Annotated in this window: 16 protein-coding genes; 8 read left to right on the top strand and 8 right to left on the bottom strand. The window is 33.0% G+C overall.

From position 1 onward, the window contains the following. The first annotated feature begins 81 nt into the window (after positions 1–81). Positions 82–1,434 carry a TlpA family protein disulfide reductase gene (locus P7122_RS06235; RefSeq protein ID WP_278004920.1) on the top strand — a complete coding sequence of 451 codons (1,353 nt, stop codon included), beginning with the start codon at positions 82–84 and terminating at the stop codon, positions 1,432–1,434. 32 nt (positions 1,435–1,466) lie between these two features. Here the strand turns inward: P7122_RS06235 and P7122_RS06230 are convergent, their stop codons facing one another. Further along, complete coding sequence (locus P7122_RS06230) at positions 1,467–3,032, bottom strand: NAD(P)H-hydrate dehydratase (protein WP_278004919.1); 1,566 nt, start codon at positions 3,030–3,032, stop codon at positions 1,467–1,469. 95 nt (positions 3,033–3,127) lie between these two features. Between P7122_RS06230 and P7122_RS06225 the strand changes: the two genes are divergently transcribed. Then, positions 3,128–3,640, top strand: a complete 513-nt coding sequence (locus tag P7122_RS06225; protein WP_278004918.1) for a GNAT family N-acetyltransferase — start codon at positions 3,128–3,130, stop codon at positions 3,638–3,640. A gap of 21 nt (positions 3,641–3,661) precedes the next feature. Further along, positions 3,662–4,753, top strand: a complete 1,092-nt coding sequence (locus tag P7122_RS06220; protein WP_278004917.1) for a T9SS type A sorting domain-containing protein — start codon at positions 3,662–3,664, stop codon at positions 4,751–4,753. Here the strand turns inward: P7122_RS06220 and holA are convergent, their stop codons facing one another. Next, positions 4,754–5,761: a DNA polymerase III subunit delta gene (gene holA / locus P7122_RS06215; RefSeq protein ID WP_278004916.1), complete on the bottom strand. Its 1,008-nt coding sequence runs from the start codon at positions 5,759–5,761 to the stop codon at positions 4,754–4,756. It abuts the gene before it with no gap. Between the two features lie 48 nt (positions 5,762–5,809). On the opposite strand from holA, the gene P7122_RS06210 reads away from it, so the two are divergent. From P7122_RS06210 to P7122_RS06200, 3 genes are all read left to right on the top strand, one after another. Next, positions 5,810–6,259, top strand: a complete 450-nt coding sequence (locus tag P7122_RS06210; RefSeq protein WP_278004915.1) for a type I restriction enzyme HsdR N-terminal domain-containing protein — start codon at positions 5,810–5,812, stop codon at positions 6,257–6,259. Beyond that, positions 6,260–7,252: a glycosyltransferase family 2 protein gene (locus P7122_RS06205; RefSeq protein WP_278004914.1), complete on the top strand. Its 993-nt coding sequence runs from the start codon at positions 6,260–6,262 to the stop codon at positions 7,250–7,252. Between the two features lie 105 nt (positions 7,253–7,357). Continuing rightward, complete coding sequence (locus P7122_RS06200) at positions 7,358–8,215, top strand: OmpA/MotB family protein (RefSeq protein WP_278004913.1); 858 nt, start codon at positions 7,358–7,360, stop codon at positions 8,213–8,215. A gap of 83 nt (positions 8,216–8,298) precedes the next feature. Here the strand turns inward: P7122_RS06200 and P7122_RS06195 are convergent, their stop codons facing one another. From P7122_RS06195 to P7122_RS06180, 4 genes are read right to left on the bottom strand one after another with little or no spacing between them, the layout of a single operon-like run. After that, complete coding sequence (locus tag P7122_RS06195; protein WP_278004912.1) at positions 8,299–9,381, bottom strand: AMP-binding protein; 1,083 nt, start codon at positions 9,379–9,381, stop codon at positions 8,299–8,301. Between the two features lies 1 nt (position 9,382). Next, positions 9,383–10,351: a CPBP family intramembrane glutamic endopeptidase gene (locus tag P7122_RS06190; protein WP_278004911.1), complete on the bottom strand. Its 969-nt coding sequence runs from the start codon at positions 10,349–10,351 to the stop codon at positions 9,383–9,385. Beyond that, positions 10,348–11,382: an o-succinylbenzoate synthase gene (locus P7122_RS06185; protein ID WP_278004910.1), complete on the bottom strand. Its 1,035-nt coding sequence runs from the start codon at positions 11,380–11,382 to the stop codon at positions 10,348–10,350. The genes P7122_RS06190 and P7122_RS06185 overlap by 4 nt, the downstream gene beginning before the upstream one ends. Positions 11,383–11,423: 41 nt before the next feature. Further along, positions 11,424–12,113, bottom strand: a complete 690-nt coding sequence (locus P7122_RS06180; RefSeq protein WP_278004909.1) for a DUF2490 domain-containing protein — start codon at positions 12,111–12,113, stop codon at positions 11,424–11,426. A 77-nt stretch (positions 12,114–12,190) separates the two neighbouring features. Here P7122_RS06180 and P7122_RS06175 point away from each other — a divergent pair, with 77 nt between their 5' ends. Beyond that, positions 12,191–13,096 carry a sterol desaturase family protein gene (locus tag P7122_RS06175; RefSeq protein ID WP_278004908.1) on the top strand — a complete coding sequence of 302 codons (906 nt, stop codon included), beginning with the start codon at positions 12,191–12,193 and terminating at the stop codon, positions 13,094–13,096. After that, positions 13,093–13,884 carry an SDR family oxidoreductase gene (locus P7122_RS06170; protein WP_278004907.1) on the top strand — a complete coding sequence of 264 codons (792 nt, stop codon included), beginning with the start codon at positions 13,093–13,095 and terminating at the stop codon, positions 13,882–13,884. The genes P7122_RS06175 and P7122_RS06170 overlap by 4 nt, the downstream gene beginning before the upstream one ends. A gap of 19 nt (positions 13,885–13,903) precedes the next feature. Here P7122_RS06170 and P7122_RS06165 read toward each other — a convergent pair whose 3' ends face one another. Further along, on the bottom strand, positions 13,904–14,554 hold the full coding sequence (locus P7122_RS06165) for a YceI family protein (protein ID WP_278004906.1): 651 nt from the start codon (positions 14,552–14,554) through the stop codon (positions 13,904–13,906). 12 nt (positions 14,555–14,566) lie between these two features. Then, the gene (locus P7122_RS06160; protein ID WP_278004905.1) at positions 14,567–16,291 is read right to left on the bottom strand and encodes a S41 family peptidase; all 1,725 of its coding nucleotides are present in this window, start codon (positions 16,289–16,291) and stop codon (positions 14,567–14,569) included. Positions 16,292–16,348: the final 57 nt, after the last annotated feature.

Here is a 16,348-nt window from a genome sequence, read left to right as displayed (position 1 = left end):
ACAAGAAATTGTTAATAATTCCTACTTTCTTGAAAATGAAATATTCAATGCTTATTTTTGATAACAATCAAATTCAAAAGTATGAAAAGACTACTAACATTAAGTATCGTCACAACCTTGTTTGCCTGCAAAGAGGAACCTAAAATAGACTATGTTTTATTTTCTGGTAAAATTGAAAACCCAACTGTAAAATCGGTTTCAGTTTTCCAAGGAAGAGAAAAAATCAAAGAAATTCAACTTGAACAAGATGGTACGTTTTCTGACACATTAACTGTAGAAAACGGATACTATAATCTAGATCATGGCAGAGAAGTAGCCTACATGTATTTAGAAAAAGGTGATAGTATTAACGTTTCATTAGACACTAAAGAGTTTGATGAAACCATTAAATACTCAGGTATTGGTTCTGGCAAAAACAATTTCTTAGCCGAAAAAATTTTAATTGAAGAGAAAGCAGATATAGACATCTCTAAAGTTTATGCTATGGAAGAGCCTGAGTTTATAGCAGTAATGGAAGATTTAAAAAATAGTAAAGTTAAATCATTAGAAAGTAAAGAGAATCTTTCTTCCGAGTTTAAAACCACAGAGAAGAAGAACATTGATTATGATTACCTTATAAATCTTTTAAACTATCCTAGTTATCATAAACATTTTGCCAAAAAAGCTGAATTTAAAGCTTCTGATGATTTCATGACACGTTTTAGTTCTATTGATTATAACAATAGTAAAGATTATGAAGCTTTAGATAGTTACAAAAGGTTAGTACAAAGCCATTATGCTAAAAAATTAAGAGATAGCGATAATCCATCTTTAATTTTTGATGAAGTTAGTAATGCTGGTATCGATGATTTAAAAGAAGATTTCTCTAAAAGCTTACGTTACGATATTTCTCCAAGTAACGAAAATCTTAAAGCCTTTTACGATGGCATCATGAAGCTATCTTCTGATGAAAAATACAAAGAGGAAATAACTGCTAAATACGATAAAGTTTCTAAACTTGCTAAGGGAATGCCTTCTCCTGCTTTTGTTGAATATGAAAACCATAAAGGTGGCACAACTTCGCTAAAAGATTTAAAAGGAAAATACGTCTATGTAGATGTTTGGGCAACTTGGTGTGGACCATGCATAAGAGAAATCCCTTCTTTAAAAGAGGTTGAAAAGCAATTTCATGGCAAAAATATTGCCTTTGTAAGTACATCTATTGATAAAGCATCTGCGCACAATACATGGGTAGAAATGGTGAAAAACAAAGAATTAGGTGGTATTCAATTAATGGCTGATAACGATTGGAATTCTCAGTTTGTAAAAGATTATGCCATTGAAGGTATACCTAGATTTATTTTAATTGATCCTGATGGAAATATAGTTAGCGCTGATGCTCCTAGACCATCAAATCCAAAACTTGTAGAACTATTTAAAGAACTAAATATTTAACTAAAAAAAGCCTTCATAATGAAGGCTTTTTTTTATTGTGCATTTTGTTCTTGTTGCTCTTGCTGTTGCTGCTCTTGTTCTGGTTGTTTGAATAAGTCTATATAAGCTTCGCCTAGAGTTTCTATAATATGGCTTGCTATTAAGCTTTGATAACCGTATTCTTCCAAAGAGATATCAGCTGATTTTCCGTGTAAATACACTCCAAAAATAGTTGCAGCTAATGGCTCGTAACCTTGAGCAATTAAGCCTGTTATAATTCCTGTTAAAACATCACCTGTACCAGCAGTTGCCATTCCTGGATTTCCTGTGGTATTTATATAAAGCTTGTCTCCAAAAACTGTAATTGTGTTTGCTCCTTTTATAACAACAATGACGTTATATGTTTTAGAAAATTCTTTAGTTTTTTTAAGCTTATCAAAATCGTCTGACCACTCACCTACTAATCGTTCTAGTTCTTTTGGATGTGGAGTTAGCACAGTTTGTTCTGGTAATAACTTTAGTAATTCTTTCTTTTTAGACAAGATGTTTAGTCCATCTGCATCTATAACCAATTGCGTTTTGTTTGTTTTAAAAAAAGACTCTAATGCGTTAACCGTCTTTTCTGCTGTACCTAAACCTACACCAACACCAATAACATTAGGCTCTATACTGTATGAAATCTCTGAAATATTTTCTTCATCTTTATCTGTAATTACCATCGCCTCTGGAAAAGATGCCTGCATACTGTGATAACCACATCTTGGAATATAGGCAGTAACCAAACCTGCACCAACACTTAAAGTAGCTCTACTGGCTAAATTAACTGCGCCAATTTTTCCATAACTACCACCTATCACCAAAGCATGCCCAAAATCTCCTTTGTGAGAAAATTTTTCTCTTGGTTTGTATAATGGTAAGACTTCATATTTTGAAATTAATTCAACTTCAGTTTCGGTTTGCATTAAATAATCACGATCTATACCTATATCTAAGGCTTCCCATTGTACTGTAAATTTTGAAGTTTCTGGTAAGAAGAATATCAATTTTGGTGACTGAAAACTTAAGGTGTAGTTAGCGTGCACTACAGCATTTTCATCTTCTATTGGTTTGTCTGTATATAAACCAGAAGGAATATCTACAGATAAGGTAAATGCTTTAGATGCTCTCCATTTTTGAAACAATTCTTGCACCCATTCATTTGGCTGACGGTTAAGACCTATACCAAAAACAGCGTCAACTATAATATCTCTCTCATCTATAACTACATCTGAGAAATCGGCACCACAACTCAACATTACAGGCCAATCTTTGGTTACATTTTTTATTCTATCATAGTTAATTAAAAAATCCTTAGAACGCTTATCACTACAATTTACAATGTAAGTAATTACATTATAACCATGAGTTAACAAATGTCTTGCCAACACCAATCCATCTCCACCATTATTACCTATTCCACAAAACACATGTATTGGTACTTGCGCACCTTGCATTCGCATATGAATCCAATTAAAAATTTGTGTTCCTGCACGCTCCATTAAATCGGTAGAAGAAATTTTTTGACGTTCGGTAGTGAGTTTATCTCCTTCGTATATTTGTTCTTTTGAGAATAATTTCATGTATAAATTCTGTATATTGAAAAAACTTTTTTAAGGAAGTAAAAATAAGGTTTTCCGAGCCAATAGAATAATAATGTATTCATATTAATTGAACTGTGAAAGATTCTTTCAATACCCAACGTCTTTACATTAGACCAATAACAACAGATGATGCTCCATTCATTTTAGAATTAATGAATTCGCCAAAATGGATTCAATTTATTGGTGACAGAAATATAAAGTCTGAAGAAGATGCAGAGGCATACATTAAAGAAAAAGCATTACCACAAATAGCAACTCATGGTTATGGCAATTTTGTAGTTATTAGAAAATCTGATAACATAAAACTTGGTACATGCGGTGTTTACCACAGAGAAGGCATAGAAATACCAGATATTGGTTTTGCGTTTTTGCCATCTAACGAAGGAAAAGGCTATGCGTTTGAAGCAACATCTGCGCTTATAGAACTACTGAAAAACAACTATGGTCTCACTAAACTTAGCGCATACACTTTGGAAGAAAATTTAGCCTCAAGAAAGTTAATAGAACGGTTAGGATTAAAACTAAAAGGCACAGGAGTATTACCAACCTCAGACGAAGAATTATTGCATTATTACAGAGAACTATAGTTTAAGTCTTAATTTTCAGTTATGAAGTCAATTCTCAATTTTACCATATTTTGCTTGTTGTCCTTTATTTCTATCAGCGCACAACAATTCATATTAGAAACAGGTTTAGATACAACTGTTAATGAAACTTCAGGATTATTGTATATTAACAATACACTGATTACACACAACGACAGTGCAAATACCAACCAACTTTTTGATATAGATCTTTCTACTGGAAATGTAACACGAACTGTAACCATTACTAACGCTACTAATGTAGATTGGGAAGATCTTACACAAGATGATACTTACATATATATTGGAGATTTTGGTAATTATGAAGGAGATAGAACCGATTTAAAGGTTTATAGAATCGCAATTTCAGATTATTTGAATAACACTTCTGTTACCGCAGATGTCATCAATTTTAGCTATGCTGACCAAACAGATTTTACAACGAGTCCGTTTGCTACCAACTTTGATGCAGAGAGTTTAATACATTATAATAACAGCCTTTATGTATTTACCAGAAATTGGCTAGATGGCAATACCAATATTTACGAATTACCAAAAACGCCTGGTTCACATAGCATTTCTATGGTTGATAGTATTACAGCAGGTGGTTTGGTATCTGGAGCTACATTCAACATATTAAGTAACGAAATTATTATCACAGGATTTGATGGTAATGGTGCATTTTTGATTGAATTAACTGGATTTAATTCTGGATTATTCTCTAACGGAACAGTTACAAAAACCTCTATTGCTGTACCAGAAAATTATTCGTTTCAAATTGAAGGTATATGTCCAATAAATGCTGAAGAATATTACATAACAGCAGAAGAAAATGGTGCTCTTCAACCAGCTTTGTATAGCTTCAATACCTCTACCCTTTCTGTGAATGAAACTGAATTGACATCGATTTCATTTTATCCTAATCCAGCTAAAACCCAAATTACATTGAGCGAAGATAATCTTCAAACTAAAATCTATAATATAACAGGTCAGTTGGTAAAAGCATCAAGCAAAAAACATATTGATGTTTCAGATTTAACTTCTGGAATATACCTCATAACCATTGAAGATACCAATGGAAAAAATACTATAAGAAAACGCTTGTTGATTGAATAATTAACCCATTATCCTTACCAATAACTCTCTTAGCAAGTCTCCTTGAGGCACTGCGTTTGCTCCTACTCCTTTGCTTTTTACATCAAATTCTCTAAGCAAAGCTACAACAGCGCTTACTTTCTTCATTGGGTAGTTGCGAGCAGCTGTAAGGTACTCATTTACAAAGTAAGGATTAACTCTTAAGGCAGAAGCTACACTTCGTGGATTCTTATCAGTCATACCATGAAGATGCAACAACTGAGAAAAGAAATTAAACAGTAAAGCTACAGTCACCACCATAGGATTATCCTTAGGGTTATCAGCAAAATACTTAGCAATTTGGTGTGCTTTTACAATATTACGCTCACCAACAGCTTTACGAAGCTCAAAATTATTGAAGTCTTTACTTATACCAATATTTTCTTCAATATGTTCTGGTGTAATCTGAGTGCCTTTTGGTAAAACAATTTTTAGCTTATCGAGCTCATTATTTACCTTACTTAGATCGGTTCCTAAAAACTCAACCAACATTTGGGCTGCTTTAGGCGAAATATCATAACCATGTCCTTTTAGCACACGTCTTATCCAATCTGGCACTTGATTATCATAGAGTTTTTTACTTTCAAAAACTACACTACCATTTTTGTTTATGGCCTTGTATAACGCTTTGCGCTTATCAATTTTTTTATACTTATAATTAACAACCAGAACCGTTGTTGGCTGTGGATTTTCGGCATACGATGCCAGTTTTTCTATAGTACGACTAAGGTCTTGCGCTTCTTTAACAATAACCACTTGACGCTCTGCCATCATAGGATAGCGTTTGGCATTACTCACAATATCGTCTATGGTAACGTCTCTTCCGTAAAGCACCATTTGGTTAAACCCTTTCTCTGCTTCATCTAAAAGATTATCTTCAATAAAATCTGAAATCTTATCAATATAATAAGCTTCCTCACCCATTAAAAAATAGATGGGTTTAATTTGTCCCTTTTTTAAGTCTTCTACTAATGCTTTTACTTCGTCCAATCTCTTAAATCGTTTGCTCGAATGATATTATAATTTTAATTTTGTGAAGTGCAAAAACTCAACTTTCCACAGTTTGAATACCGATTCAAAAGTACAGAAAATAAAGTTTCTATTTTTGATGTCATTCGGAAAAAATTTATCATTCTTCAACCTGAAGAATGGGTAAGGCAGCATTGTGTACATTACCTTATCAATGAAAAGAAATACCCAAAATCTTTGATTAATGTTGAAAAGGAATTAAACATTAACGGCTTAAAAAAACGCTACGATATTGTAATTTTTAACCCAGATGGTAGTATTCTGCTTATTGTTGAATGCAAATCGTACGACATTACCATAAACCAAAATACTTTTGACCAAATTGCACGTTATAATTTAGCGTTAAATGCAGAATTTCTAATGGTTACCAATGGTTTAAATCATTATTATTGCCAAATGGATACAGAAGCAGAACGCTATCAGTTTTTAAGAGATATTCCTAATTATAAAAAGGCATAAATGTACAGCAATAAAGACATCGCAATTGTAATTCTAAACTGGAATGGAAAATCGCTACTAGAGCAATTTTTACCTTCGGTTTTAAAATATTCTGAAGGCGCTAAAATTTATGTTGCTGATAATGCTTCTACAGATAATTCTGTTGATTTTTTAAAAACTTCGTTTCCTGAGGTTAGTATTATTCAGAATTCTGAAAATGGTGGATATGCCAAAGGCTACAATGAAGTCTTACAATATGTTGCTGAGCCTCTACTCTGCCTACTTAATAGCGATATTGAGGTTACAGGAAATTGGCTAGATGGTATTTTAATAGCCTTTAATTCTGAAGCTGAGCCAGATATTCTTCAACCCAAAATACTAGATTATAAAGACAAATCTAAATTTGAATATGCTGGTGCTGCAGGTGGTTTTATAGACAAATATGGATACCCTTTTTGCAGAGGTCGCATTTTTGACAGCATAGAAACAGACCAAGGCCAATACAATGATATAACAGATATTTTCTGGGCTTCTGGCGCTTGCTTTTTTATAAAAAATGAGGTTTTTAAATCTCTAAAAGGTTTTGATGAAAGCTATTTTGCGCACATGGAAGAAATAGATTTGTGTTGGCGTGCCTTCAATAGCAATTATAAAACGCAATATGTTGGTGCGTCTACAGTGTATCATGTTGGTGGTGCAACTCTAAGCAACACCAATCCAAAAAAGACGTACTTAAACTTTAGAAATAGTCTTATAACGCTAGTAAAAAATGCAGACAACAATGTTTTTTCTAAGGCTATAATCAGAATGCTTTTAGATGGTATTGCTGGTGTGAGGTTTCTATTTCAATTAAAACCATTACATTTTTTAGCCATTTTAAAAGCTCATTTTTCGTTTTATTTAAATTTAAAAAGCGTTTTAAATAAGCGCAGGCAACTTCCTAAGCGTCATAGCTATTACAAAATTTCATCTATTGTCTGGTCTTACTTTATAAAGAAGAATAGGTCTTTTTAATTGTTTATAAAACTGTTAAAGTTTTTGTTAATCTATGTACTAGCCTATTTTCTTTTCTATAATTTTGATATGTTAAAATTAACAATTTAAACTATAATGAAAATTATGAAAAAACTAATGTTATTAAGTGTTTGCTCAATGGTGTTGCTTGCATCTTGCGTATCGAAGAAAGAATATGCAGCACTTGAGGCAAAACATCAAGAAACACAAGATTTATTAAACAGTGCAACTGTAAAATTAAATAAATGTTTATCTGATGCTGCTGCTGCAAATGCTAGAGTAGAAACAATGAAAGACCAGTTAGCGGATTTACGTAAAGCTAACCAAGACTTAATTGATACTAAAGGAAACTTAACAACCTTAACTCAAAAAGGTGCAGAAAACCTTGAAAAGTCTTTAGAAAGCTTAAAAGAAAAAGACTTAAAAATTTCTAGATTACAAGATGCTTTAACTAAAAAGGATAGTGTAACTCTTGCTGTTGTTACAAGTCTTAAAAAAGCAGTTGGTATTAATGATCCAGACATTGAAATTAATGTTGAAAAAGGTGTTGTTTTTATCTCTATTGCTGATAAATTATTATTCAAAAGCGGAAGTTATACAGTAACAGACAGAGCTAAAGAAATATTAGGTAAAGTTGCTAAAGTCATCAACAGTAAACCAGATTTTGAAGCTATGGTAGAATCTCATACAGATAATGTACCATACAACAAACCACCATTGGTTGATAACTGGGATTTAAGTGTAAAACGTGCTACTTCTGTTGTACGTGTATTAGAGAGCTTAGAGGTAAACCCTCAGCAATTAATTGCTGCTGGTCGTAGCCACTACGTGCCTTTAGTAGAAAATGATACTGCTGAAAACAAAGCAAAGAATAGACGTACTCGTATCGTTGTAATGCCTAAAATCGATCAGTTCTACGAAATGGTTGAAAAAGAAATGAAAAACTTATCTGAGGGTAACTAATCCTTAGTTCTAATATATAGAAAAACCCAATGCTTTTGCATTGGGTTTTTTATTTTATGGGTCTTTTCTAAGCAAAAATAGACCTAACCTAAAACTAATGCTATGGTTTTGCTGCGTTGTATTTTACCACTAACCGTTTCTACAAATTTATCTACAGTATAGACCTGTTTTGGCACTTCAAACTTTGTTAAGCCTTTTACTTGCTTAATGTTATTTGCTATACTCTCAGCAGAATTTTTCGGGTTTTCTACGATTACAACAAGACGCTCTCCCAGAGTTTCATCAGCTTCTCCAGCTATAATAAAACGTTCGTTTATAACTGACTGTAATTTATCTTCAATCTGTTCTGGAAATAGTTTTACACCTCCAGAATTAATAACATTGTCATAGCGACCAAAAAGCTGAAAGCTTGTTTCGGATTTTAAATCAACAATATCGTTTGTTATTAATGGCTTTTCTACCAGATTAGAGGCAGTTATAACCAAACATTGTCTTTCGTCTTGGGTAAAACTAACATTAGGAATAGCATTAAAGTACTTCTCTCCTTTAGATGTTTTGGAAAGTAATTTTCTTACTGCAACATGTGTTACAGTCTCTGTCATACCATAGGTTTCAAAAAAGCTTGAATCACATGTTTTAATTTGTTCTAATAAAGGTTGAGGAACTTTAGATCCACCAACGATAATTGTTTTTATATTATATGTATACTTTAAAACATGCTTAAGTTGAAGAGGAACCATTGCACTAAAATCGTAGTGCTTTTCGTAATCAAAAATAGGATGCGCACTTGGCTCTACAAGGTCTATTTCTAAACCCAAAACCATAGCTCTTACCAACATCATTTTGCCTGCAATGTAGTGACTTGGTAAACAATCTAAAGCTGTATCCCCAGGTTGTAAACCAAAATAATCTCCTGTGGCAATGGCAGAATTTACCATAGCTTGCTTCTGCAACCTTATCAATTTTGGCTTTCCTGTAGATCCTGAAGTTTTTACTTCGATATAGTCCTTAGTATTAAGCCAGTCTATTAAAAAGTTTCCTGTTATTTTTTCGTGAGGCTCTCCTTCTTTTATAAGACTGTAAGCTACTTCTTTTAGATCTTCATGGTCAAAATGTAAACCATTTAATTTAAATCTATTGTGAACTTTATCGTAACCAGGTATCATACTATTCGTCTATAATTTTATAGTCTTCTTTTGGTGGTTCTTGTATATTTCCAAATAATTTTTCTTTCCAATTTTTCCATTTATAAACTTTAGACAGAATAAATAAGATTAGCGGAAACATAACAAATACTGGCATAAAAACATCTCCAAACCCAGCTCTGGTAGGATCTGATGTATCTTTTAAAATTGAATACGTCTGAAAAGCTGTCCAATCTGCTGTAACTAATAAGGCTGTAAAAAGATTGTTTGCAGCATGAAAGCCTAATGCAAGCTCTAGTCCTTCGTCCATTAAGGTCATTATACCCAGAAATAATCCTGTACCTATATAATACACCATTATTCCGTAGCCTAATTGATCTACTTCAGGATTTGCAATATGAAGCAATCCAAAAATTACAGAGGTTACAATTAATGGCAACCATCTATTTTTTGTAACAACACCTATACCTTGCATTAAATAACCTCTGAAAAAATATTCTTCGCAACTGGTTTGCAAAGGCACTAATGCAATGGCTATAACACTAAGAATTAAAAACTTATTAAGATCAAAATTAAACACATAATGCTCTGGTGAAGCAAAATAATCTAACAACACTAATCCTGAAGAAATAATTCCCCAAGCAAAAAATATAACCCAAAAACGTTTCCAATCTATTTTAGATCTCGATGTGGTTAGTTGCGTTATAGTCATTTTGTGTAAAAACTTATTAACCAGAAAAATACCTACCAAAGCAACAGCAAACGATAATAACATTAATGCCAAGTTAAGATTAGACTCTAAAAGTCCCATCAAATCACTTTCATTTAGTTCAAAAAGGTTTAGCCCTTGTCTATGAGCCTCAACAATCGCGGCAACTGTATATGGTATTTGCCCAGCAACCACAAAAAATATTACAATCATTATTCCCACAATATAGCGCCAGCCATCGTGCAATCCTTTGTATGCTTGTTGTATATAATTTAATCTCATAATTTAAAATTCCAGTCAGTGTTTAAGTTGTTTTGCAAAGTACCATTTTTTACGGTTAATGGAGAAGTAAAATTATTAGTAAATAAGCTTCCTGTACCCAAACCTTGTGGCATTGTATTATTTAAAGTGTATGTCCATTGCGCAATGGCATTTAGACCTATATTACTCTCTAATGCACTAGTTATCCACCATTTTATATTGAAGCTTTCTGCAATGTTAATCCATTGCTGGCTTCCGCTAAAACCACCAACTAAACTTGGCTTTAAAATAATGTATTGTGGCTTTATAGTTTGGAGCACTTTTAATTTAGCTTCTTCAGAAAATACTCCAATCAGCTCTTCATCTAACGCAATTGGCAGAGGTGTAACGTCGCATAAGCTTGCCATCTCTTCATGCTGTTTTGCTTTAATTGGCTGTTCAATAGAGTGTAATTGATACTCTGATAATTGCTTTAATTTTTCTAACGCTTCACTCGGTAAAAATGCTCCATTAGCGTCAACACGCAATTCTATATCTGAAACTGAAAACTCTCTTCGTATAGATTTTAAAATATCTAATTCGGTTTTAAAATCTATAGCACCAATTTTCATTTTAATACAATCAAAACCAGCTTCAATTTTCTCTTTTATTTGCGTCTTCATAAATGCTTCATCTCCCATCCAAACCAATCCATTAATCGGAATAGCATCTTGTCCTTTTGTAAATTTTGAAGGAAAAAGATTGAATTTAATCTCACTCTCTAAAGATTTAAAAGCCATTTCTAACCCAAACTGAATACTTGGATATTCTATCAGTTCTGCTAATAAACGCTCTAAACCCAAATGAATATTATGGCAAGTCCATTTTAGTTTGTCTTCATAATCTGGTTTATCGCCTATGCTCAAACCTCTTAATATGCCACACTCACCTATTCCTTCTTTGCCATTAGATGTTAGAATAATAAACCAAGTTTCTTTAGTCGTCATTACACCTCTCGATGTACCACTAGGACGCTTAAAATTGAGAGTATACTTATGATACGTTGCTTTCATTTTACCAAAATTTTCGGGCTTTTTAGAATCTACTTTTTAGACTATAAATTATGATGCATGCTAATTTGCCATTGTCCTTTTCCCCAAGAATCTGTCTTTTGGTTCATCCAACCCAATTGAAACTTAATCTTAGGATTTAAGACATATCCAAAACCTAAGTAGGTTCGGTTTCTGTCAAAAAGTTCTACTTCTCTCCCATCACCTATGTCTTGTTGACCATTTATAAAAAGCTCGTTATAAAAAGCTGCGTAAATTGTTTTTGGTGATAATTCTTTACTATTAATCGGTATATTAAGAAACAAATTGTAGCGATAACGTGTTCTAAAATCCTGATCTTCTACAAAACGTTGTTCGTATCTAAATCTGTGAGTAAGATAAAATCTGTTGCCTAATTTTTGTGGTATTAAAGCTTCTTGATAAATTCTACTTTCCGAAGATGTATCGTTACTATCACCATATACACCAGAAGTTACATTTCCGTATCCTAAAGTAAATTTTACACCTGCATTTTTAGGCGAAAACGTAATACCAGAGCGTAATAGCAACTGCTCCATATCACTTAATCCTTGCCAATCTCTATATTGAAAATCTCCTTGAAATCCCCATTGACTATCTTTAAACTGATGACTAAAAAAATACATGTACCAAGCACCTGTCTTAGATTCATCAATTTGAGAAAAGGCATTACATAATGGTATTAGCAAAAGAATAAGAGATAATTTTAACTTCATAATTTTAATTCATAAATTGAAGCTATAAAAATACGAGTTAAGAACGTCTTTAAAGTTAATGTTTTAAAAAAATATCGATGCCTGAGTTCCCAAACCTTATTCATTTTGCCATTCCTTTCTTTGTCTTTTCTATGTTGCTAGAACTCTATGTAACCACAAGAGAAAAGTACAAGGAAACCAAAGGATACGAGACCAAAGATGCCTTTGCTTCTATAGCTATGGGTTTAGGCAATGTTTTTCTGGGCTTTGCTAGTAAAGTCTTAGTATTATTGGCACTTTCTTGGGTTTATGAAAACTTTAGATTGTTTACAATTCCTGTCGCTTGGTGGTCTTTTGTTCTGCTCTTTTTTGCGGATGATTTGGCCTATTATTGGTTTCATAGAATCTCGCACGAGTGCCGCTTATTTTGGGCATCTCATGTGGTGCATCATTCTTCGGAACACTACAATCTAAGTACAGCATTACGACAAACTTGGTCTGGAGGTTTTTATTCCTTTATTTTTTGGTTATGGCTTCCACTTTTAGGGTTTCATCCTGCTATGATTTTATTACAAATGTCCATAAGCCTATTGTATCAATTTTGGATTCATACTGAAGCTATCAACAAACTGCCACGTTGGTTTGAAGCGGTATTTAACACACCATCGCACCATCGTGTACATCATGGTAGTAACCCAATTTATCTCGACCGAAATCATGCTGGGATACTCATCATTTGGGATAAACTCTTTGGCACATTTCAACCAGAATTAGAAGATGAAAAAGTAAAATATGGACTTGTAAATAATATTAACACGTACAACCCAGTAAAGATTGCCTTTATTGAGTGGTGGAACATGCTGAAAGACACTTTTACAGGAAAGAAATCTCTAAAAGATCGTTTTCAATATTTAATTAAACCTCCAGGCTGGAAACATGATGGTACCGGAAAATTAAGTGATGATTTACGACAAGAATGGCTGAATTCTAACAAGCAGAAATGACATTTGAAAACAAAATAATCTGGATTACAGGAGCTTCAAGCGGAATTGGTGAAGCCTTAACTATACAGTTGGCAAAACAGAATTGCAAACTTATAATTTCTTCTCGGAGAGAAACGGTTTTAAACGATGTTAAAAAGAAATGCCAACAATCTGAAAACATCAAAGTCCTCCCTCTAGATTTGGCAGATTATAAATCCATGCCTACTACAGCAGAAAAAGCTATTTCATTATTTGGCAACGTTGATATTCTCATCAACAATGGTGGCATTAGTCAACGCTCTTTAATCATAGATACGGCTATTGAAGTGGACAAAAAACTCATGGATATTGATTATTTAGGCACAGTGGCTTTGTCTAAAGCCTTACTTCCACATTTTATAGCTCGAAAATCTGGTCATTTTGTTACTGTTACCAGTTTAATGGGAAAGTTTAGCTCACCTTACCGCTCCGCATACTGTGGTGCAAAGCATGCCCTCCATGGTTTTTTTGATGCCTTACGGTTAGAGCATGATAAAGACAACATAAAAGTTACCATGATCTGTCCTGGTTTTGTAAATACCAACGTTGCTCGCAATGCTTTAACTGGTAATGGCTCTATACAAAACGAGCAAGATTCTGCAACCGAAAATGGTTTAGATGTCGATGTTTTTGCCAAACGCATGCTAAAAGCCATTAAAAAAGAAAAGTTTGAAGCTTATATTGGCAAAGGTGAAACTAAAGGTGTTTACCTGAAACGCTTTTTCCCTAAGTTATTGCATAAGGTTGTTTTGAGAAGTGCTGTTAGGTAGTTTCTCATTTTCAACTAAATTAGTTATCAAAATACACTTCGACCTCAAGTTCTACAGCATCAGAAATAGCGTAATCTTTAACCTTTGCAAAACCTTTTGAATTATAATTGATTCCAAACTCTGTTCTGTCTATTTTAAATTTAGTGGAAAGTCTTCGTTCCTCAGGAAAGTAATCTACATTGTACAGCGTTACAGGCTTTGTAACATCTTTAACAGTTAGGTTTGCATCTATTTTAAGTCTATTGTCATTAACTTTTTCAAAACCTATAAACTCTAATTTAGATTCTGGGAATTTTTCAACATCAAAAAAGTCTTCATTCTTTAAGTGGTTTACCAAATCTTCACTATAATCTCCATCTGTATTAACAATAGTAGTCATATCTACAACAAAACTACCGTCTTTAATTTCATTGTTTTCAAACTCTAGTGAACCTGCTTTAAAATCTACCGTTCCAAAGTGGTTTCCAAAGCTAAAAAGCATAGAACCTTTCCATTTTACAACACTCTTCTCTAAATTAATTGCAATTTTTCCTTCTAAATTTGCTGTACTTTTTTCTGGTACTTCTTCTTTTGACACCAATAAACTCTCACTGTTTATGTTTGCTTCATTTTTACAACCAGTAAAAAGGCAAACTGCCATAAAGATTAATAGAATAATTGTTCGTTTCATAATTGATTTATTTTATTGATTTTGAATACGTTTTAAAGCAAATTCCTTAACAGAATCTTGATTATTGAGGTAATCGTTTATAGGTTGTATTACTTCATAATCTGGAAGTATCCCTTTACTATCATCTAGTCCCTTAATAGCTACTTGAGATGTCGTGTTTGCTACATAATATTGATACTTTGTATGCTTTAATCTTAAAACTGTTTGGCCAGCCGTACAAAAGTGATTAGATCCTAATTCTTCGCCTATAACAGTACCAAGATTGTGGTATTTTGCCATTGCCATAAAGTGGCCTGTTGTGGAATTGCCATTGCCATCAATTAAAAAATACAGTCTTCCTTTGTAAGTTTTCTTAAAGGGTTGATGTATAATTTCTTCTGTTTCTGCATCTATATTTAAGAAGTATGCAAATGGTTTATCGATTAAGTATTTTAGTAAGTGAATACTTGATTCTGCTGAGCCTCCACCATTAAAACGCAAGTCTATAATGAGGTTTTCAGTCTTATTTTGGTTTATTTTTTGAAAACCATCATCAATAAAATTTTCAAACTCGCTAAGGTTGTTCCAAGGGTAATAATTAAAGCTCGAAATGGTTAATATAGCAGTTTTATTATCCTTAAAATCGAGACACAGGTTATCTGGACAAGGTTTGGTAAAAGGTTCTTTAAAACTTGGATAAGCATCTAAAGTGTTTAAGATAACTGGTACTTTTTGTCCTTTTATTTGAATTGAAAAGCGTTTTGGAAAATTCAACGCATACGGAATCATGGCTGTTGCCCAATAATTAAATTTATGACGTTTATAAGTCTCTATATGTCCTTGAGATGGAATATGCTTGTAAATTTCTGAAACAATATCCTCAACTGGCAATCCGTTAATTTTAGTGATTTCATCTTTTACAGAAACCTTATTGGCATTGGTACAAGCATCAATGACATACAGTCGTTCGTTAATCCATCTTACATCTAAAGGAAACAACAATTGTATTGGCATAGCATCCCAATCTTGCGAGAAATTGTTAGATGTATGCGAACAGTTGATACTAGAAATAATCTCGCGACAATACCAAGAAAACTCAGCATAGGTTGTGTTTTCGTTTATGGCAGCTTTCTTTTCGTTTACTGTTTTCCAAAAATTGGCTTTAGAAATAAATTTTAATGCATTGGGATGAACTTCTAATAACTTATTAGCCAATTGATCTAAATCGGCTTTATAATCTTCAATAGGAAATATTTTTGCAAATTTTTCTGAAGGAGTTATTGGTTTTTTATTCGGAAAATTAATGCGAGCTATCATATCCTCAGCATTAAAGTTATCTGGATTCATTGCTAAGGATTTTTCATAATTTTTAATGGCTAAATCCATTTCACCCAGATTAAAATATGCTTCACCCAAACTATCGTAAGCGTTATACCAATCAGGAAATTGCTCTACAATCAACTTAAAAACCTCTAAAGCTTCACCTGGTTTATTATCCCAAAGCAATCCGTAACCATACATTGTAATTTCGTCCTTGTTTTCAAAATTGTAGGCATCAGCTTCTTTACGTTTTAGAGTTCTGTATAGCTCTATTCTTTCGTTAATCGTTAGATCTGCATTCTCTTTTAAAACCAGACTTATCGACTGCTGAGATGTGTTATTATTTTGAATTTGAACATCATTAGATAAGGCATCACTTTTTGAGTTCTTACACCCAAGAAGAGATATTAATAATAAGATGATAAGACATTTTTTCATTTCTAAGATTTTATCCAAAACTAGATGGTTAGCGCTCAGAAAGTGTCAAAAAAGTGT

The sequence above is a fragment of the Winogradskyella marincola genome, assembly GCF_029624125.1.
Taxonomy (GTDB): domain Bacteria; phylum Bacteroidota; class Bacteroidia; order Flavobacteriales; family Flavobacteriaceae; genus Winogradskyella; species Winogradskyella marincola.
This window is presented reverse-complemented; position numbering and strand designations above follow the sequence as displayed.